Annotated in this window: 24 protein-coding genes and 1 tRNA gene; 18 read left to right on the top strand and 7 right to left on the bottom strand. The window is 67.5% G+C overall.

From position 1 onward, the window contains the following. Nucleotides 1-152 precede the first annotated feature (152 nt). From ACSQ2B_RS06545 to ACSQ2B_RS06535, 3 genes are read left to right on the top strand one after another with little or no spacing between them, the layout of a single operon-like run. A complete protein-coding gene (locus ACSQ2B_RS06545; RefSeq protein WP_436048371.1) occupies nt 153-1874 on the top strand; it encodes a DUF1592 domain-containing protein in 1722 nt (573 codons plus the stop codon). 16 nt (nt 1875-1890) lie between these two features. Next, nucleotides 1891-3237, top strand: coding sequence for a DUF1552 domain-containing protein (locus tag ACSQ2B_RS06540; protein WP_436048369.1), 1347 nt, complete (start codon nt 1891-1893; stop codon nt 3235-3237). A gap of 37 nt (nt 3238-3274) precedes the next feature. Beyond that, entirely contained in the window at nt 3275-4942 is a 1668-nt protein-coding gene (locus tag ACSQ2B_RS06535) for a hypothetical protein (protein ID WP_436048367.1), read from the top strand. 48 nt (nt 4943-4990) lie between these two features. Here ACSQ2B_RS06535 and ACSQ2B_RS06530 read toward each other — a convergent pair whose 3' ends face one another. Next, on the bottom strand, nt 4991-8284 hold the full coding sequence (locus tag ACSQ2B_RS06530) for a glycosyl hydrolase (protein WP_436048365.1): 3294 nt from the start codon (nt 8282-8284) through the stop codon (nt 4991-4993). 466 nt (nt 8285-8750) lie between these two features. Between ACSQ2B_RS06530 and ACSQ2B_RS06525 the strand changes: the two genes are divergently transcribed. Then, the gene (locus ACSQ2B_RS06525) at nt 8751-9110 is read left to right on the top strand and encodes a hypothetical protein (RefSeq protein WP_436048363.1); all 360 of its coding nucleotides are present in this window, start codon (nt 8751-8753) and stop codon (nt 9108-9110) included. A 97-nt stretch (nt 9111-9207) separates the two neighbouring features. Continuing rightward, complete coding sequence (locus ACSQ2B_RS06520; RefSeq protein ID WP_436048361.1) at nt 9208-10020, top strand: SDR family NAD(P)-dependent oxidoreductase; 813 nt, start codon at nt 9208-9210, stop codon at nt 10018-10020. 36 nt (nt 10021-10056) lie between these two features. Here ACSQ2B_RS06520 and ACSQ2B_RS06515 read toward each other — a convergent pair whose 3' ends face one another. After that, nucleotides 10057-10683, bottom strand: coding sequence for a LysE/ArgO family amino acid transporter (locus tag ACSQ2B_RS06515; protein ID WP_436048359.1), 627 nt, complete (start codon nt 10681-10683; stop codon nt 10057-10059). A 72-nt stretch (nt 10684-10755) separates the two neighbouring features. Between ACSQ2B_RS06515 and ACSQ2B_RS06510 the strand changes: the two genes are divergently transcribed. Further along, entirely contained in the window at nt 10756-11652 is an 897-nt protein-coding gene (locus tag ACSQ2B_RS06510) for a LysR family transcriptional regulator ArgP (protein ID WP_436048358.1), read from the top strand. A gap of 227 nt (nt 11653-11879) precedes the next feature. On the opposite strand, the gene ACSQ2B_RS06505 is transcribed toward ACSQ2B_RS06510, so the two are convergent. Further along, nucleotides 11880-11955: transfer RNA gene (locus ACSQ2B_RS06505), tRNA-Lys, on the bottom strand. Nucleotides 11956-12064: 109 nt separating this feature from the next. On the opposite strand from ACSQ2B_RS06505, the gene ACSQ2B_RS06500 reads away from it, so the two are divergent. After that, nucleotides 12065-12370, top strand: a complete 306-nt coding sequence (locus ACSQ2B_RS06500; RefSeq protein WP_436048356.1) for an Hpt domain-containing protein — start codon at nt 12065-12067, stop codon at nt 12368-12370. On the opposite strand, the gene ACSQ2B_RS06495 is transcribed toward ACSQ2B_RS06500, so the two are convergent. Beyond that, nucleotides 12367-12693, bottom strand: coding sequence for a chorismate mutase (locus tag ACSQ2B_RS06495; RefSeq protein ID WP_436048354.1), 327 nt, complete (start codon nt 12691-12693; stop codon nt 12367-12369). The two genes, ACSQ2B_RS06500 and ACSQ2B_RS06495, sit on opposite strands and share 4 nt — an antisense overlap. Nucleotides 12694-12756: 63 nt before the next feature. Next, nucleotides 12757-13713 (bottom strand): transcriptional regulator GcvA, encoded by a 957-nt coding sequence (gene gcvA, locus ACSQ2B_RS06490; protein ID WP_436048352.1) that lies wholly within the window; start codon nt 13711-13713, stop codon nt 12757-12759. Nucleotides 13714-13888: 175 nt separating this feature from the next. Here gcvA and cobA point away from each other — a divergent pair, with 175 nt between their 5' ends. The 10 genes from cobA (at nt 13889) to ACSQ2B_RS06440 (ending at nt 21056) form a co-directional block, all read left to right on the top strand. Then, entirely contained in the window at nt 13889-14770 is an 882-nt protein-coding gene (gene cobA / locus ACSQ2B_RS06485; protein WP_436048350.1) for a uroporphyrinogen-III C-methyltransferase, read from the top strand. Beyond that, nucleotides 14767-15126: a DUF2849 domain-containing protein gene (locus ACSQ2B_RS06480; RefSeq protein WP_436048348.1), complete on the top strand. Its 360-nt coding sequence runs from the start codon at nt 14767-14769 to the stop codon at nt 15124-15126. The genes cobA and ACSQ2B_RS06480 overlap by 4 nt, the downstream gene beginning before the upstream one ends. A 4-nt stretch (nt 15127-15130) precedes the next feature. Continuing rightward, the gene (locus tag ACSQ2B_RS06475; RefSeq protein ID WP_436048346.1) at nt 15131-16786 is read left to right on the top strand and encodes a nitrite/sulfite reductase; all 1656 of its coding nucleotides are present in this window, start codon (nt 15131-15133) and stop codon (nt 16784-16786) included. Then, nucleotides 16770-17270 (top strand): DUF934 domain-containing protein, encoded by a 501-nt coding sequence (locus tag ACSQ2B_RS06470; protein WP_436048344.1) that lies wholly within the window; start codon nt 16770-16772, stop codon nt 17268-17270. Before ACSQ2B_RS06475 ends, ACSQ2B_RS06470 begins: the two co-directional genes overlap by 17 nt. Nucleotides 17271-17272: 2 nt before the next feature. Beyond that, nucleotides 17273-18013, top strand: a complete 741-nt coding sequence (locus tag ACSQ2B_RS06465) for a phosphoadenylyl-sulfate reductase (protein ID WP_436049600.1) — start codon at nt 17273-17275, stop codon at nt 18011-18013. A gap of 43 nt (nt 18014-18056) precedes the next feature. Then, nucleotides 18057-18875, top strand: coding sequence for a ferredoxin--NADP reductase (locus ACSQ2B_RS06460; RefSeq protein WP_436048342.1), 819 nt, complete (start codon nt 18057-18059; stop codon nt 18873-18875). Between the two features lie 441 nt (nt 18876-19316). Then, complete coding sequence (locus ACSQ2B_RS06455; RefSeq protein WP_436048340.1) at nt 19317-19640, top strand: ArsR/SmtB family transcription factor; 324 nt, start codon at nt 19317-19319, stop codon at nt 19638-19640. Next, nucleotides 19637-20047, top strand: coding sequence for an SRPBCC family protein (locus tag ACSQ2B_RS06450; RefSeq protein ID WP_436048338.1), 411 nt, complete (start codon nt 19637-19639; stop codon nt 20045-20047). The genes ACSQ2B_RS06455 and ACSQ2B_RS06450 overlap by 4 nt, the downstream gene beginning before the upstream one ends. Before the next feature lie 46 nt (nt 20048-20093). Further along, nucleotides 20094-20561 (top strand): DUF1801 domain-containing protein, encoded by a 468-nt coding sequence (locus ACSQ2B_RS06445; protein WP_436048336.1) that lies wholly within the window; start codon nt 20094-20096, stop codon nt 20559-20561. Between the two features lie 45 nt (nt 20562-20606). After that, nucleotides 20607-21056 (top strand): DUF1801 domain-containing protein, encoded by a 450-nt coding sequence (locus tag ACSQ2B_RS06440; RefSeq protein ID WP_436048335.1) that lies wholly within the window; start codon nt 20607-20609, stop codon nt 21054-21056. 28 nt (nt 21057-21084) lie between these two features. Here the strand turns inward: ACSQ2B_RS06440 and sthA are convergent, their stop codons facing one another. Next, nucleotides 21085-22518: a Si-specific NAD(P)(+) transhydrogenase gene (gene sthA / locus ACSQ2B_RS06435; RefSeq protein WP_436048334.1), complete on the bottom strand. Its 1434-nt coding sequence runs from the start codon at nt 22516-22518 to the stop codon at nt 21085-21087. 382 nt (nt 22519-22900) lie between these two features. On the opposite strand from sthA, the gene ACSQ2B_RS06430 reads away from it, so the two are divergent. Beyond that, nucleotides 22901-25570, top strand: coding sequence for a TonB-dependent receptor (locus ACSQ2B_RS06430; RefSeq protein WP_436048333.1), 2670 nt, complete (start codon nt 22901-22903; stop codon nt 25568-25570). A 162-nt stretch (nt 25571-25732) separates the two neighbouring features. Here ACSQ2B_RS06430 and ACSQ2B_RS06425 read toward each other — a convergent pair whose 3' ends face one another. Next, complete coding sequence (locus ACSQ2B_RS06425; protein WP_436048332.1) at nt 25733-26212, bottom strand: 3D domain-containing protein; 480 nt, start codon at nt 26210-26212, stop codon at nt 25733-25735. Nucleotides 26213-26256 lie beyond the last annotated feature (44 nt).

Raw genomic sequence — 26256 nt, 5'->3', positions numbered from 1 at the left:
TCGCCGCCGCATGACCGCGATTATTGACTCCCCGCCAAGGCCGGACAATAGCTACGGACAGTAGTTTTTTAGGGAGCGGTCGAAACGGCTCGCGCCTAAGACTGCAGACACATGCGCTGTCGAAAAAACGATGGCCGGTAGGGGAGGCGCTGATGTTCTCTGGAAGGCGTTTCAGGATTGCATCCGCTCGACCTTTCCGATCGTCCTGGGTTTTCGGGCTCGCCGCGACGGTGGTCGCCGGCGTCGCCTTAACGCCCGCCGCAAATCAGCTCGCGCGCGCGGCCGGCGGCGAGCCGGCGACCGTCGGCGGCTCGCCGGGCTTTCGGCGGCTCAACGATGGCCAGTACGCGCGCACGATCGCGCAGATCTTCGGGCCCGGCATCAAGACTCCCGGCCGCTTCGACCCGCCGTTGCGCGATCAGGGCCTGATGGCGATCGGCGACGGCAAGGTCGTCGTCTCGGCGTCGGGCATCGAACAGTACGAGTTGAGGGCTCGCGAAATCTCGGCGCAGGTCCTGTCGGACGCCCGCCGAGATAAGGTCCTCACATGCGCGCCGAAGTCCACGGAGGCGTTCGATGTGCAATGCGCGAGCGAATTCTTCGAGACCTATGGCCGTCTTCTCTATCGCCGGCCGCTCTCGCCGCGTGAGTTGAACTCAGTCCTCGCCGTCGCCAGCGCGGGGGCCGGACAAAGCCACAGCTTCCACAAGGGCCTGGAGGCAGGACTGTCCCGGCTTCTGGCGTCGCCGAAGTTCATCTTCCGCGTTGAGCGCGGCGAGCCGGATCCGCAGAATTCCGGGCAGGAGCGTCTCGACGCCTACTCGCTCGCGACCCGCGTCAGCTTCCTCCTGTGGGATGCGCCTCCAGACGCCGAACTACTCGACGCCGCCGCGCGCGGGGACCTCTACGATCGTACGAAACTCGAAGCCCAGGTCGATCGCCTGATGGCCTCGCCGCGCTTCGAACAGGGCGTGCGCTCGTTCTTCTCCGACATGTTCGGCTACGAACAGTTCGCCGGCCTGACCAAGGATCAGTCGATCTATCCGAAGTTCAGCTCGGCCCTGGCTAAGGACGCCCAGGAGCAGGCGCTGCGCACCATCGTCGATCTGCTGGTCACGCAGAAGGGCGACTACCGCGACCTGTTCACGACCAAGAAGACCTTCATCAACCGCAACCTCGGCGCGCTCTACAAGGTCGCGGTGGACGAGACCGCGACAGGCGGCGGCTGGGCTCCCTACACCTTCGCCGCCAGTGATCCACGCGCCGGCATCCTCACCCTGCCGGGCTTCCTGATGCTGGATCCCACGCACGAGGGGCGAAGCTCGCCGACGATCCGGGGCAAGACTGTCCGCGAGCTTTTCCTCTGCCAACAGGTTCCCCAGCCGCCGGCCAACGTCGATTTCTCAGCGGTGCAGAACACCGCCGACCTGATGCACAAGACTGCGCGCGAGCGGCTGGCGATCCATGTGGAGGACGCGTCCTGCGCGGGCTGCCACAAGCTGACGGATCCGATCGGCCTGTCGATGGAGAATTACGACGCCATCGGCGCCTTTCGCGCGCGAGAGAACGGCGCGCCGATCGATGCGAGCGGCGCATTCGACGGCAAGCCGTACCTGGACGTGATCGGCCTGCAGACCGTGCTGCGCGACAGCCCGGCCGTTCCGGCCTGCCTCGTGCAGCGGACGTTCGAGTACGGCGTCGGACGGCCGGCGACGCCGTCGGAGCAGGCGTGGCTGGAGTACGCCACGGAGCGCTTCGCGGGCGACAAGCACCAGGTCCCCGCCCTGATGCGCCGGATTGCGACGGGCCCGGCCTTCAGATCGGTCGCCTCTGAGCCCGCGCCCGCCAACGTCCGGGTCGCGGCAGCCAACTAGAACGCGGGAGGAAGTGATGACGAGCACCACGCGGCGCTCAATTCTCAGAGGCATCATGGGCGGCTCGACCGTTGCTGTCGCGCTGCCGTTGCTGGACTGTTTCCTCGACGGCCATGGCGAGGCCCTGGCTTCGGGCAAGCCGATCCCGACCCGCTTCGGGACCTGGTTCTGGGGCTGCGGCGTGAACGAGGCCCGCTGGTTTCCGGACAAGCTCGGCGCGGATTACGACCTGAAGGAGGAACTGAGGCCGATCGCACCCTACAAGGACAAGGTCGCCATCTTTTCCAACTTCAACTGCGCCCTCGGCGGGCGGCCGAACCTCGTGCACTGGTCCGGCGTGATGGCGACGCTTTCCGGCGCGGCGCCGACCCAGGGCGGCGTGAGCGGGGGAAGCGCCGAGCTGCCGACCCTTGACTGCCTGGTGTCTGACCACATCGGCAAGGGCACGCGTTTCCAGTCGCTGGAAGTGGCCTGCACGGGCCAGTCGAGCGTCAGTTACAGCATGCGGGCCGGCTCCACCGTCAACCCGAGCGAAGTCGATCCGATCAATCTCTACAGACGCCTGTTCGGGACGGGATTCAGCGATCCGAACAAGGGGGAGTTCAAGCCGGATCCAAAGATCATGCTGCGCCAGAGCGTGTTGAGCTCGGTGAAGGAAGATCGCGACGACCTGATCCGTACGTTGGGCAGCGCGGACCGCCAGCGCGTGGACCAGTACTTCACCTCTCTCAGGCAGGTCGAGCAGCAGCTCGCCATGATGCTCGAGAAGCCGGCGCCGGCTGAAGCCTGCGTCCTGCCGAAGGAGCCCGGGAAGACTGAGCTCGGCCCGACCTGGGAGATGGCGACGAGAAGCCATGACATGCTGGGGCAGCTGGTCGTGATGGCGCTGGCCTGCAACCAGACGCGGGTCTTCAACGTCGCCCTGTCGAACGCCGGCTCGAACCTGCGCAAGGCGGGCGAGCCGGTGTCGTTCCACGAACTGACGCACGAGGAGGCCATCGACTCGCAGCTCGGCTATCAGCCGAAAGCCACCTTCTTCATCGAGCGGAGCATGGAGACCTTCGCCAGCATGCTGAAGATGATGGACTCGGTGAAGGAAGGGACCGGCACCTTGCTGGACCACAGCCTTGTGCTGGCGACGTCCGAGAGCAACTTCGCGAAGATCCACTCGGTCGACAACCTGCCGATCATGGTCGCGGGCCGGGCCGGCGGGAAGTGGAAGTCCGGACAGCATGTCAGCGGCAAGGGCGACCCAAGCTCGCGCGTCGGTCTGACCATTCAGCAGGTGCTGGGGATGCCGGTGACCAGCTGGGGGGACGCCGCCATGCAGACAAACAAGCCCATCAGCGAAGTCATGGCCTGAGGCGTCGAAGCAAATGCGGATTGTCGAGCGTAGTTCTGTGAGACGGACGCGAGCCGCCTTCAAACGGCTGGCCTTTGCAGCCGGCGTCCTGTGCGGCCTCAGCGCCACGGACGCGACCGCCTATTACATCGGACCCAGCTACCTGAAGGTCCCGGGCGTCGCCGGAGGCGCGAGACACTCGAAGTATTCGGGGTGGGTGCGGGCCGAGGCGAACTACTGGACCGAGAAGCCCGTTCTGCGGGAAATCCGCGGGATCACCGGGGACACCGCCAGCCTGCTGTTCACCGGCCCTCGCGTCCCGGAGAAGGGGCCGAACGTCCTGTCGATCTCGGTCGACAAGAAGAGCCCGGCCTTGAAGGCGATGATGGAGAAGTGCCGCGACGGCGCGCCCATCCCGAACATCAGGGTCGCAGAGTCGGCGGAGATGGCGCGTCACCCGCAGGAGCGCGGGCCGCGCCCGGCGGATGCGCCCGAGTTCTACGAATACGACTTGAAGAACGTTCGCCTGACGTGTCCGGTCGTGGCCGGTGCGCCGGAGCAGGCGTTCGCGCTGCGGTTCGACGAGATCCGCTGGGTGAACTTTCGGCCGCAGCCGAAGCCGCGTCCGATCACGGCCGAGCCGGCGAAACTCGCGCCCGCTCCGAAATCGGGCGCGAGCAAGGTCTTCGTGATCACCTGGTTCGCCCCCATCGCCGACAGCAGCGACGATCAGTGCCCCAAGCTGAACTCCAAGCCGTCGCAAGCCGACTACTACGCCCTCATGTCGCCGGAACGCGCGGCCGCACAGCGCGCCCTCCTGAAGGACAAGGGCGGCGCGGACACTCGATACCTGCCGTATCGCGGTCCGGACGAGATGAACGTGACCATGCTGCCGGGCATTGTCGCCGACCCGGGCTTCGTCGCGCCGACGACCAATGCCGCCAGGGGCTTCGATCTCGACGGCGCCGACGGCTCAGGCCCGCCGCCGCCGGGTACGCGCAAGCACAGGAACTATGTCTCGCCCGACGGGCAGAAGGGCGTCGACAACCAGCTCTTCACGGTCCAGGGCTGTATCGAGGGCTGGCGCCGCAAGGGCTTCCTGCCGATGATCAGCAATGAGTTGCGACGGGCGGGCGGTCTTTCGATCCTGGTGGAAGTCAGCGGGATCGACAACGAGCTCAATGACGACGATGTCGCTGTCACGCTCATGTACAGCACCGACCCGATGAAGCGGGACGGGACGTCGAAGATCGTCCTGGGCGATTACACCTTCAGGGTTACCGAAGACGCCGCGTACGCCCAGGACTTCGCCCGCTTCCGGGGAAAGATCGTAGGCGGCGTCGTGACCACGGAGCCACTGAAGAGGATCCACCTGCATGAGGGGCCTGCGGGGATATCGTGGTCGCTTGCGAGCGCCCGCATGCAATTGCGGCTCCTGCCCGACGGCGGGGTGAGCGCCATGCTTGGCGGCTATCGCGACTGGCGGACCTTTCTCGGCGCGGCCTTCTTCCGTTCGTCGGACTACGAGAACACCATCGGGTTCCAGGCGCCGGGAATGTACAACGCGGTGAAGCGAGCGGCGGATGGCCTGCAGGACCCGGTCACCGGGGAGTTCACCGGGATCTCGGCGGCCTATGAGATGGAAGGCCTTCCGGCGTTCATTCCAAAGGCGCAGGAGCAACGCCTCGCGAAGGGCGAGCCCCTTCGCCTGTCGTCCAACCGATGAGTGCGGCGGTCCCCGGCCGACCGGGGACCACTCACCGATCTCGTGCGTTCACCTCTTCGCGGCCTGAGCCGCCGGTGTCATCAGCCGAACCGGACCGATCAGGCCGGAGGGCCGCAGGGGCGCCTTGGCCGTGTAGGTCTTGTCCGAGGTGAAGGTGATCTTCTGGGCGCCCGGCTGCTGGTCGCCGATCAGCCGGTTCACCCAGAGGTTGGCGACCTTCACCTCCAACCTGTTGCGGCCGGGGCGGACCAGGCGGCCGACGTCGACGCGATAAGGCGCCTTCCAGAGATTTCCCGCGGGCTTGCCGTTCACCTGCACCTCGGCCACGTCGCCGACCTGTCCGAGGTCGAGCCACAGCGGCGCGCCGGTCCGCACGCCCTTCGGCAGGGTGAAGCTCGTCGTATAGGTCGCCACGCCGGAGAAGTACTTGATCCCCGGCTCGGCCTGTTCGGACAGCGAGCCGAGCCTGGCGAGCTCGATCTCCGCGGGAGCGCCGCGCCCTGGCTGGAAGGCGACCTTCCACGGGCCGGTCACTTCGGCGGCGGCGATCGGGACGAGCCGGGAGACCGTGCGTGTAGGTTGGCTGGCCGGCTCGCGGAAGACGACGAAGAAGGACTCGCCCGCCAGCATCTCCAGCGGCACGACCGTCTCCTCGCCTTCGATGCGGTAGGAGAGGGGTGCGACCGCGCCGGTGTCGGCGCGCCAGATCTGCGGCGCCTTGCCGGTGACGCGGAACCTCGCCTCGAGCTGTTCGGCGCGGGCCTTGCGGTTGCTGACGAAGTAGAGGTCGCCATCGCTCAAGTTGCGGTGCACGAACTGCACGTCCGCGTCCGGCGTCTGGGCGGCGTAGCTGAAGTCGGGCCTGGCGCCGACGGCGGCGAGCGCGGCCTCGACGTCCTTGCCGGCGAACACCTTGCCCTTGCCGACCGCCGTCACTGGCCCGCCGGCCCAGAGCCGGCGCACGAGGGCGGAAAATTCGCCTGTATCGTCCTTCAGGCTGGGAGTCGTCTGCGGCGCTTCGCCGACGATTACGCCGCCGGCCTCGGCGAAGGCGGCGAGCTTGCGCAGCACGGGGAGCGTCACGCGCGCGCTGGTCCCGCCGAGGTAGAGCACGCGGTAGCGCGCCCCGCCCTTGGAGAAGATCTCCGAGCCGTCGACCGATAGTTCGTTGATGACCGCATCCGGCGGCACGAAGTCGTAGGCGTAGCGCTTCGGAACGTCCTTCGGATAGGCGTCGCGGCCGATCACGCCGATCGGCGCCTCTTCGCCGTAGACGTAGCCGACGTCGGCGACGTTGCGGCCCTGCTGCAGCAGGTAGCTGTTGCGGGCGATGTAGTCGATCCAGCCGCCAGCCATCTCCGCCCAGGTCTCGTGGCGGCCGAACTGCTGGCCGAAGACGCCGAGCGTGAGGCCGGGCTGGCGGTCGTCGCGCGGCTGATGAACGGCGGTGTGGATCACGGGCAGATTGACGCCGCTGAGGAACTCCATGTCGATCATCGGCTGGAGGTCGCCGGGGGCGTACGCCCAGGGCGTGAGGATGGAGGTCAGCGACTCTGCAGCCACATGGCTGCGGCCATAGATGTGGGCGGTGGAGGCCGCGCCGCGCATGTCGGCGAGGTAGCCGCTCCACGGTCCGGTCCGGCCGTAGGCCCACATGGCGCCCATCGGGACGTCGGCGAACCGCCGCATTTCGATATCGTCGCCCAGACTTGCATCCACGCGGGCGGCCTCGAGAGACTCGCCATAGACCGTGAGCCCGTAGCGGTGGGCCACCTTCGCCACCGTCCCATAGTGCGCTGTCGCGTTGAGCTCGCCCAACGTGCGGCGGAAATCGTAGAGGAAGGCGTCGCTCTGGGCGCGGGAGCCGACGATGGTCCCCGTGAGCGCGGGCAGCCAGGGACGGGCGTCGTAACCGCGCAGCGTCTGGAACTGCTCGAGCATGCGCGGCGTCCAGTTCGAGGGACCCACCTCGATGCTGTCCATCACCAGGGCGCGCACGCCACGTGCGCCGAACAGGGCGTCTCCAGTCGCCTCGCGATAACCGGCGAAGTAGGTCTCGAGGTAGTCGGTCACCGCCTCGGCGTCATACTTGTCGACTTCGAGCCCGGTCGCCTCGGGACTCGCCGGCGCGTTCGTCTTGCCGGTCAGCGAATAGCCGAGGCGCAGCACGGTCCAGCGGCCGGGCGGCGGGATCCATTCCAGCATCCCGTCAGCGCCCACGCGGCCTGTCAGATCGACCACCTCGCCAGGCGCGAGGCCCTTGACGTCAGACCCGACGTGGTCGTCCAGCCCGTAATAGTTCTCGACCAGGGTGAATCCGGCCTTCTGCTCAAAGGCGTTGATCCGCGCCTGCGGCAGCAACCGGAACTCCGCCAGCTGGGGCGGCCGCGGCCGCACGCCGCCCATGCCCATGGCGGCCGTGGGATCCGCCCCCGGCGCCGGAGTCAGCGACCGGTTGGTTGCGCGCCCGCGCGCGAACACCAGTCGGAACCTCTTGGCGGTCACCGGGGCGAAGCTTGCGGTCGAGGGCGCCGCGGAAAGGCCGATCTCGGCGATCTTGCGCCAGGTCTTGCCGTCGTCGCTGGCCTCGAGCTGCGGCCGCAATGGGCCGGCGATCGCCGAGGAAGGCAGGTCCGTCACGAAGACGACCGCGGAGCGGATTGTCTGCGGAGCGGCGTAGCTGATCTCGATGGCGCCCGGTCCCTCCGGGCGCGCCGGCGGCAGCAGCACGCCGGCGTCGAACTGCTCATCCTGAAGAGGCGCCACGTCGACTGCGACGCCGTTGGCGGCGGCCGCGGCCGGGCGCGCCAGCTTCGCAGCCTCGGTTCGATAGGCGACCACGGCGGCGTCGCGAGCGAACCCGTCGACGATCTGGTGGCCTACCGCCTCGGCGTGGAGCGACTGATAGGGGCCTGTCACCGCCGGCAGCGGCGGGAGGCGAACGCGCAACCGCCTTCCGCCGCTCACCTGGAGCTCACTCCAGACGAGCTTCTTCATCGCCTGCTCGGGCTTGACCCAGGGGCCGCCCGTCTCGCTCCAGCCCGGCGAGGAGGCGATGCCCAGCTCCAGCCCGAGGGCGTCCGCCCGTTCCGCAGCCGTGCGAAAGACCGCCTTCCATTCAGGCGACATATAGTCCAACCGCTTGTCCACGATCTGCGGCGTCTTGCGGTTGGCGTCGAAAGCCTGGGCCCCGCCGATGCCGACCCGCTTCATCCAGGCGAGATCCTTATCGACCCCGTCGCGGGTGATGTTGCCGTTGAGCCAATGCCACCAGACCCGCGGCCGCGCGGCGGCGGGAGGGTCACGGAATCCGGTTGCGAGCGCGTCCGGTTCCGCGGCCAAGGCGGGGCTCACGGGGAGACACAAGGCCGACGCCGCGAGAAGGGCGCTCATTCGAGCCGAGACGCGGCCCAAGACCGCGCTGCCGTTTGCGGGTGCTCCCACGCTGATCCTCCTGATGAGCGACACCTCTCCGCCAGATCGGGACAGAAGGGACGGATAACGCTCTGGACTTGGGTTTGGTCGGGTGATGCGAGCTCTCGGCAGGCGCATCCGCCGATTGGCGCTAGACACATGACTAGCGTCCGTGGTTAGCGTGGAACGCTCGGGCAGGGCAAGGACATTCGAAAGTCGAACTATCCGCTGGCGGGATCTGCCCTGCGAGGGCGGCTCCAGTCAGCACGCCTACAGGAAAAAGCGCTAGACACGAGTCTAGCAATCATTCAAATTCCGAACGATCTGGACGGGCGGCCTGCCGCAGTCGTTCGGGCTGTATTTCAGTTTCGGCGGCGGCGCTCCGAGAGGAGGCGTGGCCGCAGCACTCTACCTTCGGGTCGAAAGGACATTTTTCATGCGTGCATCGCTCAAGGCTGCGGCCTTCGCCGTTGCGATCGTTTTCAGTGCCGGGCCGGCGCTTGCGGCTGATCCCGCTGCGGGCGCCAAGCCGGCCTATTCGACGGAGAACAGCAGCATCGGCGAGTTGATCGAGAACCCCGAGACCAAGGCGATCTTCGACAAGTATCTCCCCGGGGTCTCCAGCAACGAGCAGTTCGAGATGGCCAAGGCGATGACGCTGCGGCAGGTGCAGTCCTACGCGCCAGATCAGTTCACCGACGAAGCGCTCGCCAAGATCGACGCCGATCTCGCGAAAGTCCCGGCGAAGAAGTGAGGCGAGCGTCGTCCAGGCGCGGCCGCTAGCGACCGGCCGCTCGCGACGGCGACGGCCAGGGCCGTCTTCAAGAACAACCCATCCAGTGAGGTCCTCCTTGTCCATCCCCGACCTATCGGCCAAGCCGCTTAGCGAGATCGTTTCCCTGGCTGGCCGCTCCGCCGTCGTCACCGGCGCCGCCTGGGGGCTGGGTAAGGCGACCGCCCGCCGGCTGGCCGAAGCCGGTGCTTCGGTTCTGATCGGCGACATCGACGCGGACAAGGCGGCGGCCACGGCGCAGGAGATCAGTGACGCCTATGGCGCGCGCGTCCTGTCCGTGCCGATGGATGTCACGGACAAGGACGCCGTTATCGCAGCCGCCGATCTGGCCGTGAAGGAATTCGGCGGCATCGACGTGTGGGTCAACAACGCCGGCATTCCGTCGTTCACCCCGCTGCTGGACCTGACGGACGCTGACTGGGACAAGGTCATGGCGGTCAATCTCCGCGGGCTGTTCCTCGGCTCGCGTGAGGCGGCGCGGCGCATGATCGAAGCCGGAAAGGGCGGGGCGATCGTGAATCTCTCGTCGCTGGCCGGCTTCAGAGGGATCAGCCCCGGACAGGCCGCCTACGTCACCTCGAAGCACGGCGTCCGCGGGGCGACCCGGCAGATGGCGCTGGAACTGGCGCCGCACGGAATCCGCGTCCTCGGCGTCGCGCCCGGCTACTGCCAGACCGAACATACGGCGCACCTAGCGGAGCTGGAGCCCGAGGTCCTCGCTCAGATTCCGATCCCTGGCATCGCCAGCAGCAAGCTCGGGCGCGTCGGCGTCGCGGATGACATTGCGCGGGTGGTGCTCTTCTGCGCGTCCGACATGTCGATCTTCATGACCGGGTCCACACTGCTGGTGGACGGAGGCGAAGCGGCCTAGGGCCCGGCGGGAGGCCGCCAGCCTGGAGGCGGCGAGTCAGGCGGTTGCGGTCCTGTGCATAAGACTTGCGGCGAGGGCCAACATCATGACGCCGACGCCCAGATCGAGTGCACGCCAAGCGGCGGGCCGCGCGAAGAGCGGGGCGACAAGGCGCGCGCCAAAGCCAAGCGTTGAGAACCACGTCAGACTGGCCATCGCCGCCCCCGCGATGAACAAGGGCCGCTCGACGGGCGGGAGACTCGTCCCCACGGCTCCCATCAGCAGGACCGTGTCGATGTAGACATGGGGGTTCAAGAAGGTGAAGGCGGCGGTCCCGGTCAGGGCGGCTCCCAGGGTTATGGCCGGCTGGTCATCGACGGAAAGCGCCGACGGGCGGGCCGCACGCCGCAGAGCCGCGATCCCATACCAGCTCAGGAAGGCCGCGCCCCCTAGGCTCAGGGCGAGCGACAGGCCTGGAACCAGGGTGAGCACCCCGCCCAGACCGCTCACCCCCGCCGCGATGAGCATGGCGTCAGCCGTCGCGCAAAACAGAACGATCGGCCCGACGTGCTCTCCCCTAAGGCCCTGGCGCAGAACGAACATGTTCTGGGCGCCGATTGCGATGATCAGACCGGCGGATAGGGCGAAGCCATTGGCGAAGGCGGGCAGCAGGGAAGTGACCATGCCGGCCTTGATGAGGCGCTGATCAGATGTAGTCTAACTACAGTTCCTTAACCTGCATTAGGCGGGCTAAATATGTTGGATTACGCGTCGCTGGACGCCGTCGCCGCGGTTGTGCGTGAGGGCAGTTTCGACAAGGCCGCCGCCCTGCTCGGGGTGACCCCATCGGCCGTGTCCCAGAGAGTGAAGGGGCTCGAGGAAAGGCTAGGCGCGGTCCTCCTGACGAGAGGGAATCCCTGCCGACCCACGGCGGTCGGCGCCAGGCTTTGCGCCCATGTCGAACAGGTCCGCCTGCTCGAAAGCGAAGCTACCGCCGATCTGCCGAAGCTCGCTGAAAAACCCTCCGGTCCGGCATTGGTGAGAATCGCCGTCAACGCCGACAGCGTCAGCACCTGGTTTCCCCGCGCGGCCGCGCAGTTTGCAACCGAGACCGGCGCGATGCTCGACCTGGTCATGGACGATGAGGCCCACACGGCCAATCGGCTGCGCACGGGCGAGGTGCTCGCGGCCGTGACGGCCGACCCTACGCCGGTGTCGGGATGCCGGACCTATCGGCTCGGCCTGATCGACTATGTCGCGACCGCAAGCCCCGACTTCATGCCGCGCTTCTTCGCCGATGGCGTCGATGCGGCGAGCCTCCAGCACGCGCCGATGCTGCGTTTCGACCGTCGAGACGAGCTGCAGGCGCGGTGGGCGCAGGAGGCGCTGGGCGTTTCCCTTTCGTCGCCCGTTCACTGGACCCCGGCGACCCACGCGATGCTCGACATGAACCTGGCCGGCCTGGGCTGGGCGATGACGCCGCTCGCCTTGGCCGAACCGCATATCGCCGCTGGACGCCTGGTGGAATTGCCGCCGCGGCGGCGCATCTCCGTCGCGCTCTACTGGCAACGCACGCGGCTCGCCGCGCGATTGCTCGAAAGCCTGACGCTTGCGGTGCGAGCGGCTGCAGCGGAGGCTCTGGCGGCTCCCTAGAAAATCGCGAGTGTTGCTCCAGAGAGCTGTACATTCACGCGGACAGTCTGGCCGCCGTCATCGTTTTGGAAGAGGGCGGATCATGCCGCTAACGGTCGGCGCATACTGTCCCAGGGTACGAACACGAGCGTGCGGCAGGTGGTCGCCAGAGTTCGCCGTTCTAAACGGGAGGCTAGAACGGTCCGGCAGAAGCTGGAGTTCTTACGGCCTTGATTTTATTAGAGAAATGGTGGGTGTAGTAGGATTCGAACCTACGACCCGCTGATTAAGAGTCAGCTGCTCTACCAACTGAGCTATACACCCATCTCGGCTCAGGGCCCTTGCGAGGCCCTACGGCGAGGGCGCGGAAAATACGTGAAATCGCGGTCTTGGCAAGCTCTGTCGTGAAGAAGTTTCAAGGTCGGAAAAAGTCGTGAGTTCTGTGGATTTTAGCTACCTGGAGGGCTTCGTCGGCGGCGAGGTTTCGATCGCGCTCGAAGTGGTCGCGCTGTTCCGCCAGCAGGCGCCGATCTGGCTGGCGGGGCTGGAGGCGAGCAACCCGGACTTCCGCGCGGTGGCCCACACCATAAAGGGCGCGGCGCTCGGCATCGGCGCTAACGCCCTGGGGGCGGTCTGCCAGGCGGCGGAGTTCGGAACGCCGGAAGACCTGCCGGCGGTGCGGGCGGCGCTCGCCGTCGTGGTCGCCGACATCGTGGCCTATGAGGCCGCTCAGGCCTAAGGCTTGGACCGCGTCTGGTCCCAGCGGTCGAACTCGTAGGCGATGCAGCGGTCGACGAGGGTGCGCCAGACCGGCTCGGCGATGGCTTCGGACAGGCCCGCCTCGCGCGCGGCGGCCTTCACCTTGGCCACGACGTCCTCGATCCGGGCGACATCGCGCACCGCGGCGCGGTCGGTCTTGATGCGGGCGGCGGCGTCCATGTAGCGCTGGCGCTCGGCCAGCAGGGTCACCAGCGCCCGGTCCAGGGCGTCCACGCCCTGGCGCACCTCGGCCATGGTGGCGCAGTCTTCGGGCGCAGGCCGCGCCCCAGTCGTCGAGCTCATGGCGTCAGGCTCATCTCGTCTTCGATCCGTCTCGTCAGATGCGCAAGTCGTTGGGCGCCTTGGTTAGATGCCCGCGCCGTTGTCGATGGCCAGCAGCGCCGCTTCGTGCGCCTCGGCCTCCGCCTCGATCCAGCCGATAAAAGCCTTGACCTGCGGCAGCCGACCCTTGGCTTTCGAGTGGACGAGGTAATAGGCGAAGTCCACCGCCGTGGCGATCTGCAAAGGCGCGACCAGGCGGCCGGCGTCGAGGTCCGCCTGGGCCAGGGTGCGTTTGGCGAGCGCCACGCCGCGGCCGTTCACGGCGGCCTCGATCACCAGGCTGCTCTGGTTGAAGCGGGGCCCGCGGTTGCCGTCGACGCCGCGCAGGCCGCGGGCCGCCAGCCACATCGGCCAGTCCGGGCAGCTGTCGTCGAGATCGGGCGAGCCGTCGTGCAGCAGCACATGGTTCTTCAGGTTTTCCGGCGTCTCGAGCGGCTGTTCCTTGGCGAACTCGGGGCTGATCACCGGGATCACCGTCTCGCTGATCAGCCGGCGCACCTCCAGGCCCGGATAGCGGCCGGAGCCGTAGCGGATCGCCACGTCGACCTCGCCGGCGGTCAGGTCGACCAGCTCGATGCCGGCCGAGAGCCAGACGTCGACCTGCGGGTGAGCCTGCTCGAAGGCGCCCAGCCTCGGCACCAACCACTTGGCGGCGAAGGAGGGCGGGGCGGTGAGCGTCAGGCGTCGGCCGTCGACGGCGGCGGTGAGCAGGCTGGCGGCTTCCGCCAGCCGGTCGAAGGCTTCGCGCAGGGCGGGCAGGGCGGTCTGGGCCGCGTCGGTCAGCAGCAGGCCCTTGGGGGTGCGCTTGAAGAGGGCGGCGCCGACAAAGTCTTCGAGGTTCTGGATCTGCTGGCTGACGGCGCCTGGCGTCACCGACAGCTCGTCGGCCGCCCGGCTGAAGTTCAGGTGCCGCGCGGCCGCCTCAAAAGCGCGCAACGCGTTGAGCGGCGGCAGGCGGCGGCGCTCGTGCGGTCGTTCCATAAGATTTCCTGACACCCCGGGAAGAACTCCTCGGCTTGCGAAGTGGCCTGTGAACCCTTTATTTGCAAGCGTCCGCCGGTGTCTCGGCCCTTTTCATCGACGGGCATCCGGCGGGACGGGCGCAAGTCCGTCCCGTCCTGATTCAAAGAGTTCGGCTTTAGAGAAGCTTAAGTCCATGTCCCACCGCGACGATAGGTCTAAGGCGCGACGCGGCCTGGTGGCCCTGGGCGGCGCTGCTTCCGTCAAGCCGGGCGTGGTCTGGCTGGTGGGCGCGGGCCCCGGCGATCCGGAGCTTCTGACGATCAAGGCGCTGAAGGCGCTGCAGGCGGCCGAGGTGGTGGTCCACGACGGCCTGGTTTCCGACGAAATCCTCGACCTGGCGCCGGCGGACGCGCGGCGGATCTCGGTGGCCAAGCGCAAGTCGCGCCACTCCTACAGTCAGGACGAGATCAACCGCATGCTGGTCGCCTTCGCCCAGGAGGGCCTGAATGTGGTGCGCCTGAAGGGCGGCGACCCGTTCATGTTCGGCCGCGGCGGCGAAGAGCTGGAGGCCGCGCGCGCGGCGGGAATCGCCTGCCATGTGATCCCGGGCGTCACCGCGGCCCTGGCCGCCGCAGCCTCGGCCGGCGCGCCGCTTACTCACCGTGGCTCGGCTCAGGCGGTCACCTTCGTCACCGGCCATGCGGCGACCCAGGACGGACACGGGGCCGGCGAACCCGACCTCGACTGGGAAAGCCTCGCCAAGGCGAACCAGACGGTGGTCATCTATATGGGCCTGTCCATGGCCGCGCCGATCGCCACCCGGCTGATGGCCGCGGGCCGGGCGGGCGCCACGCCGGCGCTGATCGTCGAAAACGCTTCGCGCGGCGACGAACGGCGCGTGACCACGACGCTGGCCGGCCTTGCCGAGGCGGCGAGCGCCCTGAGCGGTCCCGCCCTGCTGATCGTCGGCGAAGCCATGGCCTTGGCCCAGACAGGCGAAGGCCTTGCCTGCGACGGCTTGGCGGGCGAAAGCGCGGCCGCAATCGAAACTCTTCTCAAGGAGGCCCGGTCATGAGGGCGCTCACGGCGAACCGGCTCGCGGACGGCGAGACGGTGTTCTGGAACAACGGCAGTTGGGTGGAGCGCTTCGTCGACGCTCAACTGTTCGACGCGCCCGATGCGGCCGAATCCGCGGAAGCCGCAGCCAAGTCCCTGCAAACCGTGGTTGTGGATCCCTATCTGATCGACGTGATCGAGGCCGGTGATGTCTGGGCGCCGCTCAGCTATCGCGAGCGGATCCGTTGCCTGGGCCCGACCAACCATCCTCAGCACGGCAAGCAGGCGGGCGGCGGGGCCGACATCGAGGCCCTGGTCCACGCCGAAGGCGCGGCTCGTTCCACCGGGCGCGTCAACCTGATCAAGCGGAAGTAAGCGCATGTACCGGTACGACGCCATCGACAAGGAATTCGTCGCCGACCGCGCGGCGGAGTTCCGCGAGCAGGTGAACCGCCGTCTGGCGGGCGAGATCACCGAGGACCAGTTCAAGCCGATCCGGCTGATGAACGGTCTCTATCTCCAGCTGCACGCCTACATGCTGCGGATCGCCATCCCCTATGGGAGCCTGCGGTCTGCGCAACTGCGCCGGCTGGCGCACATCGCCCGCGCCTACGACAAGGGCTACGGCCACTTCACCACGCGGACGAACCTGCAGCTGCACTGGATCAAGCTGAAGGACGCGCCGGAGATCCTCGACCAGCTGGCCGATGTCGGGATGCACGCCATCCAGACATCGGGGAACACCATCCGCAACGTCACCGCCGACCCCTACGCCGGCGCGACCGCCGACGAGCTCGACGACCCGCGCGTCTGGGCCGAGACCGTCCGCCAGTGGTCGACCCTGCACCCGGAATTCAGCTACCTGCCGCGCAAGTTCAAGATCGCCGTCACCGCGGCGGCCAGGGACCGCACGGCGACCAAGATCTACGACATCGGCCTGCATGTGCGGCGCGGCCGGGGCGGCGAGCTGGGCTTTGAAGTGATCGTCGGCGGCGGCCTGGGCCGGTCGCCGCACATCGGCTCGACCATCCGCGAGTTCCTGCCGACCCGCCACCTGCTGTCGTACCTGGAGGCGATCCTGCGGGTCTACAATCGCCACGGCCGGCGCGACAACATCTTCAAGGCGCGCATCAAGATCCTGGTCGCCTCCCTGGGCGCCGAGGAATTCGCCCGCCAGGTCGAAGAGGAATGGGCCAAGATCGACCACGGCCGGATCGACCTGCCGGACACCGAGCTCGCCCGCATCCGCGGCGAGTTCACGCCGTCGTTCGAGACCCTGCCGGCCCGCTCCGAAGCGCTGGAGACCGCCAAGGCGTCCGACCCGGCCTTCGCGCGGTTCCTGCGCCGCAACACCCACCCGCACAAGCAGCCGGGCTACGCCATCGTCGACATCTCGCTGAAGACGCCGGGCCTGACGCCGGGGGACATGACCTCCGAGCAGATGGAGCTGGTGGCCGACCTGGCCGAGCGCTACTCGCAGGATGACCTGCGGGTGACCTACCAGCAGAACCTGCTGTTGCCGCACGTGAAGCTCGACGACCTCCCCGAGGTCTGGCGCGCGCTTGCCGGGGCCGGCCTCGCCACGCCGAACATCGACCTGATCACCGACATCATCGCCTGCCCGGGGCTGGACTACTGCGCCCTGGCCAACGCTCGCGCCATCCCGATCGCCCAGCATATCGCCGAGCGCTTCGCCGACCCCGACCGGGCCGAGCAGGTGGGCGAGCTGAACATCAAGATCTCAGGCTGCATCAACGCCTGCGGCCACCACCACGTGGGCCACATCGGCATCCTGGGCGTCGATAAGAAGGGCGAGGAATTCTACCAGCTCACCCTGGGCGGCTCAGCCGAGGAGCAGGCCGCCCTTGGTCAGATGCTGGGCCCGGCCCTGCCGGCCGCCAAGGTGGCCGAGGCTGTCGAACAGATGGTCGAGGTCTATCTGCGGGAGCGGACGGACGGGGAGCGCTTCCTCGACACCTTCCGCCGCACGGGCGTCGCGCCCTTCAAGGAGGCCGTCTATGCCGACGCTCATTAAGCTCCAGGGCGGGCGCGCCGTTCTCGCCAACGACGCCTTCACCCACGTCGACGACGACCAGTCCCTGCCGCCGGGCGACGTCATCGTCTCGCTGACCCGCTTCCAGGCGGACGGCGAGCGGCTGCTGGGCGAGGGCCGTTCGGTCGGCGTCCGGCTGGAGCCGAACGAGGAGGCCGAGGCCCTGGCCTACGACCTGCCGCGCCTGGCCGTGGTGGCGCTGGCCTTCCCGAAGTTCCGCGACGGCCGGCAGTATTCCAACGGCCGGGTGCTGCGCGAGCGTTTCGGCTTCAAGGGCGAGGTCCGCGCCGTGGGCGACGTGCTGCGCGAGCAGGCGGTTTTCATGGTCCGCTGCGGCTTCGACGCCTTCGAGCCGGCCGACGGCTCGACGCCCGAGCAGTGGGAGCACGTGACTCGACGATTCCGACACGTCTACCAGCCTGCGGCCGACGGACGGACGCCGGCCTTTGTGGAACGGGGAAGATGAGCATGGCCTACGACGCCGTAGAGCAATCTCCCAGCCTGGCCGTCAGACTCGACGCCGAGCTGCGGCATGCCGATCCGCGCGCGGTCATCGAGGCGGCGGTCGACGCCTATGGCGACAAGCTGGCGCTGGTCTCCTCCTTCGGGGCGGAATCGGCGGTGCTGCTCGACCTCGCGGCGAAGGTGAAACCGGACATTCCGGTGCTGTTCCTCGACACCGGCATGCTGTTCGGCCAGACGCTGGACTACCGCAAGATCTTGGCGGCCCGCCTCGGCTTGACTGACGTAAGGGACCTTCGGCCCCACTATCAGGATCTGGCGACAACCGATCCCGAGGCCAAGCTTTGGCAGACCGACACCGACGCCTGCTGCAATTTGCGCAAGGTGGTCCCGCTGGACCAGGCGCTGGCGGACTTCGACGGCTGGATCACCGGGCGCAAGCGCTTCCATGGCGGGGCGCGGCTGTCATTGCCGGTCGTCGAGCAGTCCGGCCGGCATCTGAAGTTCAATCCTCTGGTCAACTGGACCAAGGCCGATCTCGACGCCTACGTCGCCGAACACGACCTTCCGCCCCACCCGCTGGTGGCCCACGGCTATCCGTCGGTCGGCTGCTGGCCGTGCACCAAGCCCGTCGAGGACAGCGAGGACGTGCGCGCCGGACGCTGGGCGGGCTCGCAAAAGACCGAATGCGGCATACATGTCGCCCGCGCCCCGGGCGCTGTCGCCAACCCGGGCGGCGACATCTAAGACGCCCCCTGGACAGCCGGATAAGCGAGAGAGCCGGATACGCATGAACGATACGACCGCAGTGGCGAAGCCCGCCCTGAAGGCGAGCGGCGCCTTCTACGTCGAGACGGTGACCTGGGTCCAGCATTGGACCCCGTCGCTGTTCTCCTTCCGCACCACCCGCGACCCCGGCCTGCGCTTCACCAGCGGCCAGTTCGTCATGGTGGGGCTGATGACCGAGGAGGGCCGCCCACTGGTGCGCGCCTATTCGGTCGCCAGCCCGGCCTGGCACGACGAGCTCGAGTTCTATTCGATCAAGGTTCAGGACGGCCCGCTGACCTCCCGCCTGCAGAAGATCCAGGTGGGCGACGAGGTGCTGATCGGCCGCAAGCCGACCGGCACCCTGGTGATGGACGGGCTAAAGCCCGGCAAGCGGCTCTACATGCTGGGCACCGGCACCGGCCTCGCGCCCTGGCTGTCGCTGGCCCGCGATCCGGAGACCTATGAGCGGTTCGACGAGGTGATCGTCACCCACACGGTCCGCGAAGTGGCCGACCTCAACTACCGCGACCTGTTCGAGGAAGAGCTGAAGGCCGACGAGATCCTCGGCGAGCTCATCGGGGACAAGCTCACCTACTACCCGACGGTGACCCGCGAACCGTTCAAGACTGAGGGGCGGATCACCGACCTGATCGCCTCGGGCAAGATCTTCGAGGACCTCGGCACGCCCCCGCTCGACCCGGCGACGGACCGGCTGATGATGTGTGGCGGCCCTTCGGTGCTGGCCGACCTGAAGCAGCTGCTGATCGACCGCGGCTTCAAGGAAGGCTCGATCGCCAATCCCGGGGACTTCGTCCTGGAAAAGGCCTTCGTCGAGACCTGATGCGCCGCGTCCCTCCCTTAACTGGGAGGGACAGCTCGCCAAAGGCGAGCAGGGTGGGGAACGGCGCTTCAAGCGCATGCGCCTGAACCTCACTGCCCCACCCCTGACCGCTCCGCGGTCGTCCCTTCCCCATGAAGGCAGGGCTATCGCATATGAACAATGCTTGTCATCCCGGCCGCAGCGAAGCGGAGATCCGGGACCCAGGGGCGGTGTGCACGGCCACTGGGGCCCGGCCCTCCAGCCCGCAAGAGCGGGCCTCCGGCCGGGATGACCGATTAGGTTGGTTTCATATGCGATAGCCCCTGCCCATGAAGGGGAGGGAGGAAGCAGAGCCTACGCCGGCGCCCGCTCTTCCGGCCCCTCGTCGGCAGGTTCCTGCTGGACAAAAATATAGCTGGACGGTTATGGGTTGATCAATAGCCATCAGGTTATCGATCCCAAATGCCGAGCACTCACGACCTGCTCTTCAGAACGCTCGCCGATCCGACTCGGCGGGCGCTCTTCGAGCGATTGTGCCGCGAAGGCGAGCAGACGGTCGGGGCGCTCACGGCTCGGGCCGGGGTCTCGCAGCCGGCCGTCTCAAAGCATCTCGGGCTTCTGAAACAGGCCGGTCTGGTGCGCGACCGCCACGAAGGTCGCCAGACGCACTATAGCGCGCAGCTCGGCGCCCTGGCTCCGCTGATCGACTGGACGAGCCAGATGGCCGGGTTCTGGGAAACCCGCTTCGACCACCTCGAAGATCTGCTCAGAAGGATGGACCAATGACCAATGCTGCGACCGAAACGCGCTCCGTCGTCGTCGAACGGGAGGTGCCTTATCCGCCGGAAAAGATCTGGCGCGCGCTGACGGAGCCACACCTGATCGAGGCGTGGCTCATGAAGAACGCCTTCGCGCCTGTCGTCGGCCACCGTTTCGATCTTCGCGCCGACTGGGGCGCTGTGGACTGTCAGGTCCTGGCGGTCGAGCCGAACAAGACGCTGTCCTACACCTGGGCGTCCACGGGACTCGAGAGCGTCGTGACCTGGACTCTCACCCCCACCAGCACGGGGACCCGCCTGCGCATGGAACAGTCGGGCTTCCAGCCGGATCAGCAGCAGGCCTACCAGGGCGCCACGTACGGTTGGCCGCGGTTCTTTGCAAACCTGGAGCAGGTTCTGGCGCGGATCGATTGAGGTCTGCCGGCGCAGGTCGTGGCTCAGACATCTGTGGGTGAACGCAATGGCCGACGAGACATCCGAGAAGCCGGCGAAGGTTGCAAGGAAGGCGGCCGAGCGGGTCGCTGCGAGGCCGGTCCTCCTCACAGGCGGCAACCCTCAGATCGCGAAGGGCGACGGGGACGCCCCCGTGCAGGCCTACATCGCGGCCATGCCTGGCTGGAAACGCGACGTCGGGTTGCGCCTCGACGCGCTGATCGTGCGCACCGTCCCCGGCGTGCGCAAGGCGGTCAAATGGAACTCGCCGCTTTACGGAGTCGAGGGCCAGGGCTGGTTTCTCGGCGTCCATACCTTCACCAACTACGTCAAGGTGGCCTTCTTCCGTGGCGCCTCCCTGCGTCCTGTCCCGCCAGGCGCATCCAAGACCAAGGACACGCGCTACCTCGACATCCACGAGGACGACCCGCTCGACGAATCTCAGCTCTCCGCGTGGGTGAAGCAAGCCAGCGAATTGCCCGGCGAACGAATGTGAGCGGCCGCGCGAGCGATAACACCGCGGAAGAAAGGGACGGCGCCCATGAAGACGAGTGAGAACGGCGTGACGCAAGGAGATGGAGGAGATTCTCCGTCTCAACTGATCAATGCGCGGATCAAGGAGCTGAGCGATTGGCGCGGCGAGACGCTCGCCCGGCTCCGAACTCTCATCAAGCAGGCCTGCCCCGACGTGGTCGAGGAATGGAAGTGGCGGGGGGTTCCGGTGTGGTCGCGCGCCGGGATGATCTGCACCGGCGAGACCTACAAGGCTGTTGTGAAGATGACCTTCGCCAAGGGCGCCTCGCTGGAGGATCCATCCGGCCTCTTCAACTCCAGCCTCGAAGGGAACACGCGGCGCGCCATCGATTTCCGTGAGGGCGACGAGATCGATGAAGAGGCCTTGAAGGCGCTTGTCCGCGCCGCCGCGGCGCTGAACACGTCGGCGCGAGCCGCTCGCCCCGTCCGTTCTCCGGCGAAACCAAAGAGCGCCTGAGGCGCGACGTCAAGGCGGCTGGCTCTCCTTAGGCCGGGGCGATGCTGGCTTGGGCCGCCTCGGCCGCCGTCTGGGCGGCTGAGGGCATGCGGTTGAAGGCGTCGAGGGCGGCGATCTTGTAGGCCTCCGCGAGCGTCGGGTAGTTGAAGGTGTTCTCGACGAAATAGTCCAAGGTCCCGCCCAGGTTCAGCACCGCCTGGCCGATGTGGATCAGCTCGGTCGCGCCTTCGCCGACGATGTGGACGCCCAGCAGCTTCCGGTCCGCGAGGGCGAAGATCATCTTCATCATGCCGGACTGCAGGCCCATGATGTGGCCGCGCGAGGTTTCCCGGAACCGCGCCACCCCGCATTCGTAGCCGATCCCCTTTAGCCGCACCTCCTCCTCCGTCAGGCCGACGGTGGAGATCTCCGGCACGGAATAGATGCCGTAGGGGAAGAAGACCGGTGCATCGGCGAGCGGCGCGCCGAAGGCGTGGCAGGACGCGATCCGGCCCTGTTCCATGGAGGTCGAGGCGAGGCTCGGGAAGCCGATCACGTCGCCGGCCGCATAGATGTGCGACTGGGTGGTCTGGAAGGTGCTGGGGTTCACCGCGATGCGGCCGCGGCCGTCTGTCGGGACGCCGATGTTCTGCAACCCCAGGTCCTCGGTCGCGCCGACCCGGCCGGCGGCGTAGAGCAGCATCTCGCTGCGGATGCGACGCTGGTCGCCCAGCAGGGCGACGGGCCAGCCCGCGGCGTCGAGCTCGACCCGCTCGACCCGGCAGCCGAGCCGGAAGCTTACCCCGCGCTGCCGAAGCTCGTGGACGAACTCCTCGAGAATCTCGCGATCGATGAACTCGAGGAAGTTGCTGCGCGGCTCGACGATCGTCACCGGCACGTCGAGCGCGCTGAAGATGGTCGCATATTCCAGGCCGATGACGCCGGCGCCGACGACCGTCAGGCTGCGCGGCACGCGCAGCTGCTCGACCAGGGTGTCGCTGTCGACCACGGCGTGGTCGTCGAACGGGATGCTCGCCGGCCGATAGGGCTTGGTGCCCACGGCAATCACGAAGCGGTCCGCCTCGTAGACCTCCGACTGGCCGTCGGCGACCACCTCGACCCGGTGCGGGTCGAGGAAACGGGCGAGGCCGCCGATGGTGCGCACGCCGTTGCGGGCGAACTGGTGCTCCAGGACGTCGATCTCGAAATCCAGGGTCATCCTCAGGCGTGCGCCCAGGTCCTTGCCCTCGATGTCCTTCTTCACCCGGTAGGCCAGGCCGTAGAAGCCGCGCTCGCGCCAGCCGGACAGGTTGAGCACGGTCTCCCGCAGGGTCTTCGACGGGATGGTCCCGGTGTGCACCGAGACCCCGCCCACGCGAATGCGGTTTTCGACGACCAGGACTGAGCGGCCGAGCTTGGCCGCCTGGATGGCGGCGCGGCGTCCGGCGGGCCCGCTGCCAATCACGATCAGTTCGAAGCGCATCGACTCGGCCCGTGCAAAGGCGGCTGGACGTGTTCGCCCCGCCGTCGGCGGTCTCATCCCCGAGAAGCCCCGAGGTCAAGCTCGACGCTGGCGGCGTCAGCATCCAGGCCAGCACGGGATTTCCCACGGTCGCAAGACGCGGGCGGGTTTCCCCAGGGATCGCGCCTCCGGCGCCCCCGGATGGCGGCAGCGTGGCGCAGAAACAGGCAGGCCATAGACGCCTGTCCTAAGGCCCGTCCGTGGTTCCACCCACGCCGGCGCCGCTACAACCGTCACGGGCATGTTGCGAAACCGACAAGCGCCCGTCACGGCCAAGCTCTAAGCGCCCCCACTCGCTCGTGGACCAGCGGGGTTCTGCGGGCGGGGCGGGGTCAGTTTGCATATGCGACAGTTCAGGAAGGCGCTCACGTCGAGCGCAGCGTCCGGCGTGCTTTTGATGGTTGCGCTTGCGGGTGGGGCCAGAGCCGAGGAGGCCGCCGCCACCGAGGTGGACGAGGTCGTCGTTCAGGGCTTCCGCCAGTCGCTGGCGGCCGCGAGGGACCAGAAGCGGGCGGCCGCAACCACTGTCGAGGTGATCGTCGCCGAGGACATGGCCAAGTTCCCGGACCTGAACCTAGCTGAGTCGCTGCAGCGGCTTCCCGGCGTGGCGATCAACCGCGAAGCCGGCGAAGGCCGGCGGATCAGCCTGCGCGGCCTGGGTCCAGACTTCACGCGGGTCCAGCTGAACGGGATGGAAGTGCTCGGCAACGTCGACTCGCCGATGGACAGCCGCGGCCAGACCTCGCGCGACCGCGCGTTCGACTTCAACATCTTCGCCTCGGAACTGTTCTCGAAGGTCGAGGTGCGCAAGTCGTTCGCGGCCGAACAGGACGAGGGCGGCATGGCCGGCACCGTAGCGCTCTATACGGCCAAGCCGTTCGACTACCAGGGCTCGCGCGCGGCGCTCTCGGTCCAGGGCGGCACGAATTCCGCCACCGAGGACTTCGAACCGCGCGCCGCGGCGATGTTCAGCCGCAACTGGGGCGACCGCTTCGGCGTCCTTGTTTCGGCCGCCTATTCCAAGCGCAAGACGCAGGAGCAGGGCTACAACACCTATTCGCCCAGCCGGGTGACCTCCGGAGGAACTAACATCTCGGCCCTCAGCGCGGCGGACCAGGCCAAGGTCAACGCCGGCACGCTCGTCTTCCAGCGCGGCAACCGTCTGTCGGTCTGGGATTCCGAACAGGAGCGGCTGGGGATCACCGCCGCGGTGCAGTGGCGGCCGGTCGACAAGCTGAAGCTCACCCTCGACGTGCTGCACGGCGAGTTCGCCGCCGACCGCGACGAGCTGCACCTGGCGACGCGCGCCTCGCAGGCGTCCACCATTCTCGGCGGCGCGGTGAAGCACTCGGGCGTCACAACGCCGGCGCCGACGCTCAACGCGATCCGCTACGACCAGTACAACACCGTCACCTACGCCGACGTCGACAATACCGTCTTCGCCACCGAGACCCGGCGGCAGGAGACCAAGAACACCTTCGACCAGCTGCTGCTGACCGGGACCTGGGAGCTGACGGACCGCCTGACGATCGACGGGCACATCGGCAAGGAGACCTCGGATTACGAGGTGCCGATCTCAGACAAGTTCTACACCGAGGCCTTCGGCGGGCTGGTCACCTCCTATACGGGCGGCAACGACGCCAGCAACACCTACAAGTGGGATACGACGGACCCGAACAACTATCGCGCCCATGAGATCGACTTCTCGGCCACCTATCAGACGACCGAGCTGGAGAACGCCGAGTTCAACGCCGCCTACCGTCTGAACGACGCTGCGACACTCAAGGCCGGCGCGTCCCACCGCGGCTTCCGCAATTCCGGCTATCAACAGGCCACCGACGACCTGCTGAAGACGGCCTGGGAGAACAGCACGCTCGACGACCGGGTGAACGGCTACGCCAAGGTCTTCGACGGCCACAAGGACCAGTCCTGGATCATCGTCGATTGGGACAAGGCGCTCGGCGCCTATGGCGTGACCCGCACCCTCGGCGCCCCGCGATCCATCTACGAGGTCGAGGAGACGACCAATGCGGCCTACGCCCAGCTGGACTGGCGCGGCCGGCTCTTCGACCGGGTCGTGCGCGGCAACGTCGGCCTGCGCGGCTACCGCACCCAGCTCACCTCCTCAGGGACGGCGAACGTCGGACCGGTGAAGGTGGAGTCGGACTATTCGGGCGTGCTGCCGGCGTTCAACGCCGTCTTCGAGGCGAGCGACAGCCTTCAGATCCGTCTGTCGGCGGCCCAGAACATCAACCGGGCGCCGCTCACGGCCTATGCGATGAACGGCACGGTCTCGTTCGACAGCACGACCAACTTCCTGTCGGTCAATGTCGGCAACGCCGACCTGAAACCCTACACCTCGGACGAGTTCGACATCGCCGCGGAGTGGTATTTCGGCGATGTCGGGATGGTCGCGGTCGGCGCCTTCTACAAGGACATCGACGGATTCGTGGTGAGCCAGAAGGTCACCAACGTCAGCTACGCCACGACCGGGCTGCCGGACAACCTGGTCGCCGGCGTGACGCAGTCGAGCACGGTCAACGAGTTCACGCGGCCGATCAACCTGAACAAGGCGAAGCTTTCGGGGGTGGAGGTCAGCATCCAGAGCGATTTCGTCTTCCTACCCGGCCCCCTGAAGCACCTGGGCGTGGTGGCCAACGCCACCTTCATCGATTCCAAGACCACCTACGCCAACGGCGCGACCGGGCCGATCTACGGCATGTCGGACCTCAACCACAACGTCACGCTGTACTACGAGACGTCCCGGTGGGGCGCGCGGGTCTCGTCCAACTACCGCTCGCGCTACCCGATCGACGGCGGCGGCTTCAACGCCACCACCTATGTCGACGCCGCGGCCTTCATCCAGCTGACGCCGCGCGTCCGCCTGACGCTCGACGCCGTCAACCTGACGGACGAGCGCGAGGAGCAGTTCCAGGACGCCGCCGCCCGCCGCCTATGGAACACCACCACCAGCGGCCGGACGTTCTTCGTCGGCGTCAACATGCAGTTCTGAAGTCGCGGCGGACGAGCGTCCGCCGCGATTTCGCGAGCGCGATCGAGGCTGACCGCTGCGCTCGGCGCGCAGCGGAGTCAGCCTGTCGACGCCAAGGCGGCGGCAGGGATGATTCGACTTATCGAGGCTTGGGGCTGCGAACCTTGGGGTCGCCGCGTGGGCTCACCTCGGCGGGCAGCCCTTGAAGTTGCCGACCTTGACGGCGCTTAGGGTCGCGAGGTTCAGGGCCTTGATCGGGTTCATCGAGGCGGCGCTGAAGCCGGTGAAGAGGTCGATGCGCTGGCCCTTGATCGCCCCGCCGGTGTCGGAAGCGTACCAGTAGCCGTCGTGGGGCGAGCCGTCGGGCATCTTCAGGCCGACGGTTTCCTTGATGAACAGCACCGAGCCCTTGGGGATCAGGTTCTTGTCGACGGCGGCGGTGCGCATGGCGACGACCTTGCAGCCGAGGGAATCGAGGTTGCCCACGCCCTTGGCGCCGGCATGGTAGAGCGTGGCCTTGACGCTCCAGCCCGGGGCGCCCGGCATCGAGCCGGTGACCACGGACATGATCATGTCGCCAATGGGGTCGGGAACGCCGGCGCTTGCGGTCGTGGTCAGAGCGAAAGCCGAAACTACGGCCAGGGCGGCGAGGCGGCGTCGCAAGACGGGCGTCTCCTTCGTCGTTAACTGGGCACCGTGAGTCTTAA

The organism is Phenylobacterium sp. LjRoot225 (assembly GCF_964252855.1).
Lineage (GTDB): Bacteria > Pseudomonadota > Alphaproteobacteria > Caulobacterales > Caulobacteraceae > Phenylobacterium.
Note: the sequence above shows the minus strand (reverse complement) of the source record. Positions and strands in the feature narration are given on the sequence as shown.

What these genes read in the sequence shown, in the direction of transcription:
- ACSQ2B_RS06545 (WP_436048371.1), top strand. Translation starts at nt 153, where the DNA reads ATGTTCTCTGGAAGGCGTTTCAGGATTGCATCCGCTCGACCTTTCCGA.
- ACSQ2B_RS06540 (WP_436048369.1), top strand. Translation starts at nt 1,891, where the DNA reads ATGACGAGCACCACGCGGCGCTCAATTCTCAGAGGCATCATGGGCGGC.
- ACSQ2B_RS06515 (WP_436048359.1), bottom strand. Translation starts at nt 10,683, where the DNA reads ATGGTCACTTCCCTGCTGCCCGCCTTCGCCAATGGCTTCGCCCTATCC.
- ACSQ2B_RS06510 (WP_436048358.1), top strand. Translation starts at nt 10,756, where the DNA reads ATGTTGGATTACGCGTCGCTGGACGCCGTCGCCGCGGTTGTGCGTGAG.
- ACSQ2B_RS06495 (WP_436048354.1), bottom strand. Translation starts at nt 12,693, where the DNA reads ATGAGCTCGACGACTGGGGCGCGGCCTGCGCCCGAAGACTGCGCCACC.
- gcvA (WP_436048352.1), bottom strand. Translation starts at nt 13,713, where the DNA reads ATGGAACGACCGCACGAGCGCCGCCGCCTGCCGCCGCTCAACGCGTTG.
- cobA (WP_436048350.1), top strand. Translation starts at nt 13,889, where the DNA reads ATGTCCCACCGCGACGATAGGTCTAAGGCGCGACGCGGCCTGGTGGCC.
- ACSQ2B_RS06480 (WP_436048348.1), top strand. Translation starts at nt 14,767, where the DNA reads ATGAGGGCGCTCACGGCGAACCGGCTCGCGGACGGCGAGACGGTGTTC.
- ACSQ2B_RS06475 (WP_436048346.1), top strand. Translation starts at nt 15,131, where the DNA reads ATGTACCGGTACGACGCCATCGACAAGGAATTCGTCGCCGACCGCGCG.
- ACSQ2B_RS06470 (WP_436048344.1), top strand. Translation starts at nt 16,770, where the DNA reads ATGCCGACGCTCATTAAGCTCCAGGGCGGGCGCGCCGTTCTCGCCAAC.
- ACSQ2B_RS06465 (WP_436049600.1), top strand. Translation starts at nt 17,273, where the DNA reads ATGGCCTACGACGCCGTAGAGCAATCTCCCAGCCTGGCCGTCAGACTC.
- ACSQ2B_RS06460 (WP_436048342.1), top strand. Translation starts at nt 18,057, where the DNA reads ATGAACGATACGACCGCAGTGGCGAAGCCCGCCCTGAAGGCGAGCGGC.
- ACSQ2B_RS06455 (WP_436048340.1), top strand. Translation starts at nt 19,317, where the DNA reads ATGCCGAGCACTCACGACCTGCTCTTCAGAACGCTCGCCGATCCGACT.
- ACSQ2B_RS06450 (WP_436048338.1), top strand. Translation starts at nt 19,637, where the DNA reads ATGACCAATGCTGCGACCGAAACGCGCTCCGTCGTCGTCGAACGGGAG.
- ACSQ2B_RS06445 (WP_436048336.1), top strand. Translation starts at nt 20,094, where the DNA reads ATGGCCGACGAGACATCCGAGAAGCCGGCGAAGGTTGCAAGGAAGGCG.
- ACSQ2B_RS06440 (WP_436048335.1), top strand. Translation starts at nt 20,607, where the DNA reads ATGAAGACGAGTGAGAACGGCGTGACGCAAGGAGATGGAGGAGATTCT.
- sthA (WP_436048334.1), bottom strand. Translation starts at nt 22,518, where the DNA reads ATGCGCTTCGAACTGATCGTGATTGGCAGCGGGCCCGCCGGACGCCGC.
- ACSQ2B_RS06430 (WP_436048333.1), top strand. Translation starts at nt 22,901, where the DNA reads ATGCGACAGTTCAGGAAGGCGCTCACGTCGAGCGCAGCGTCCGGCGTG.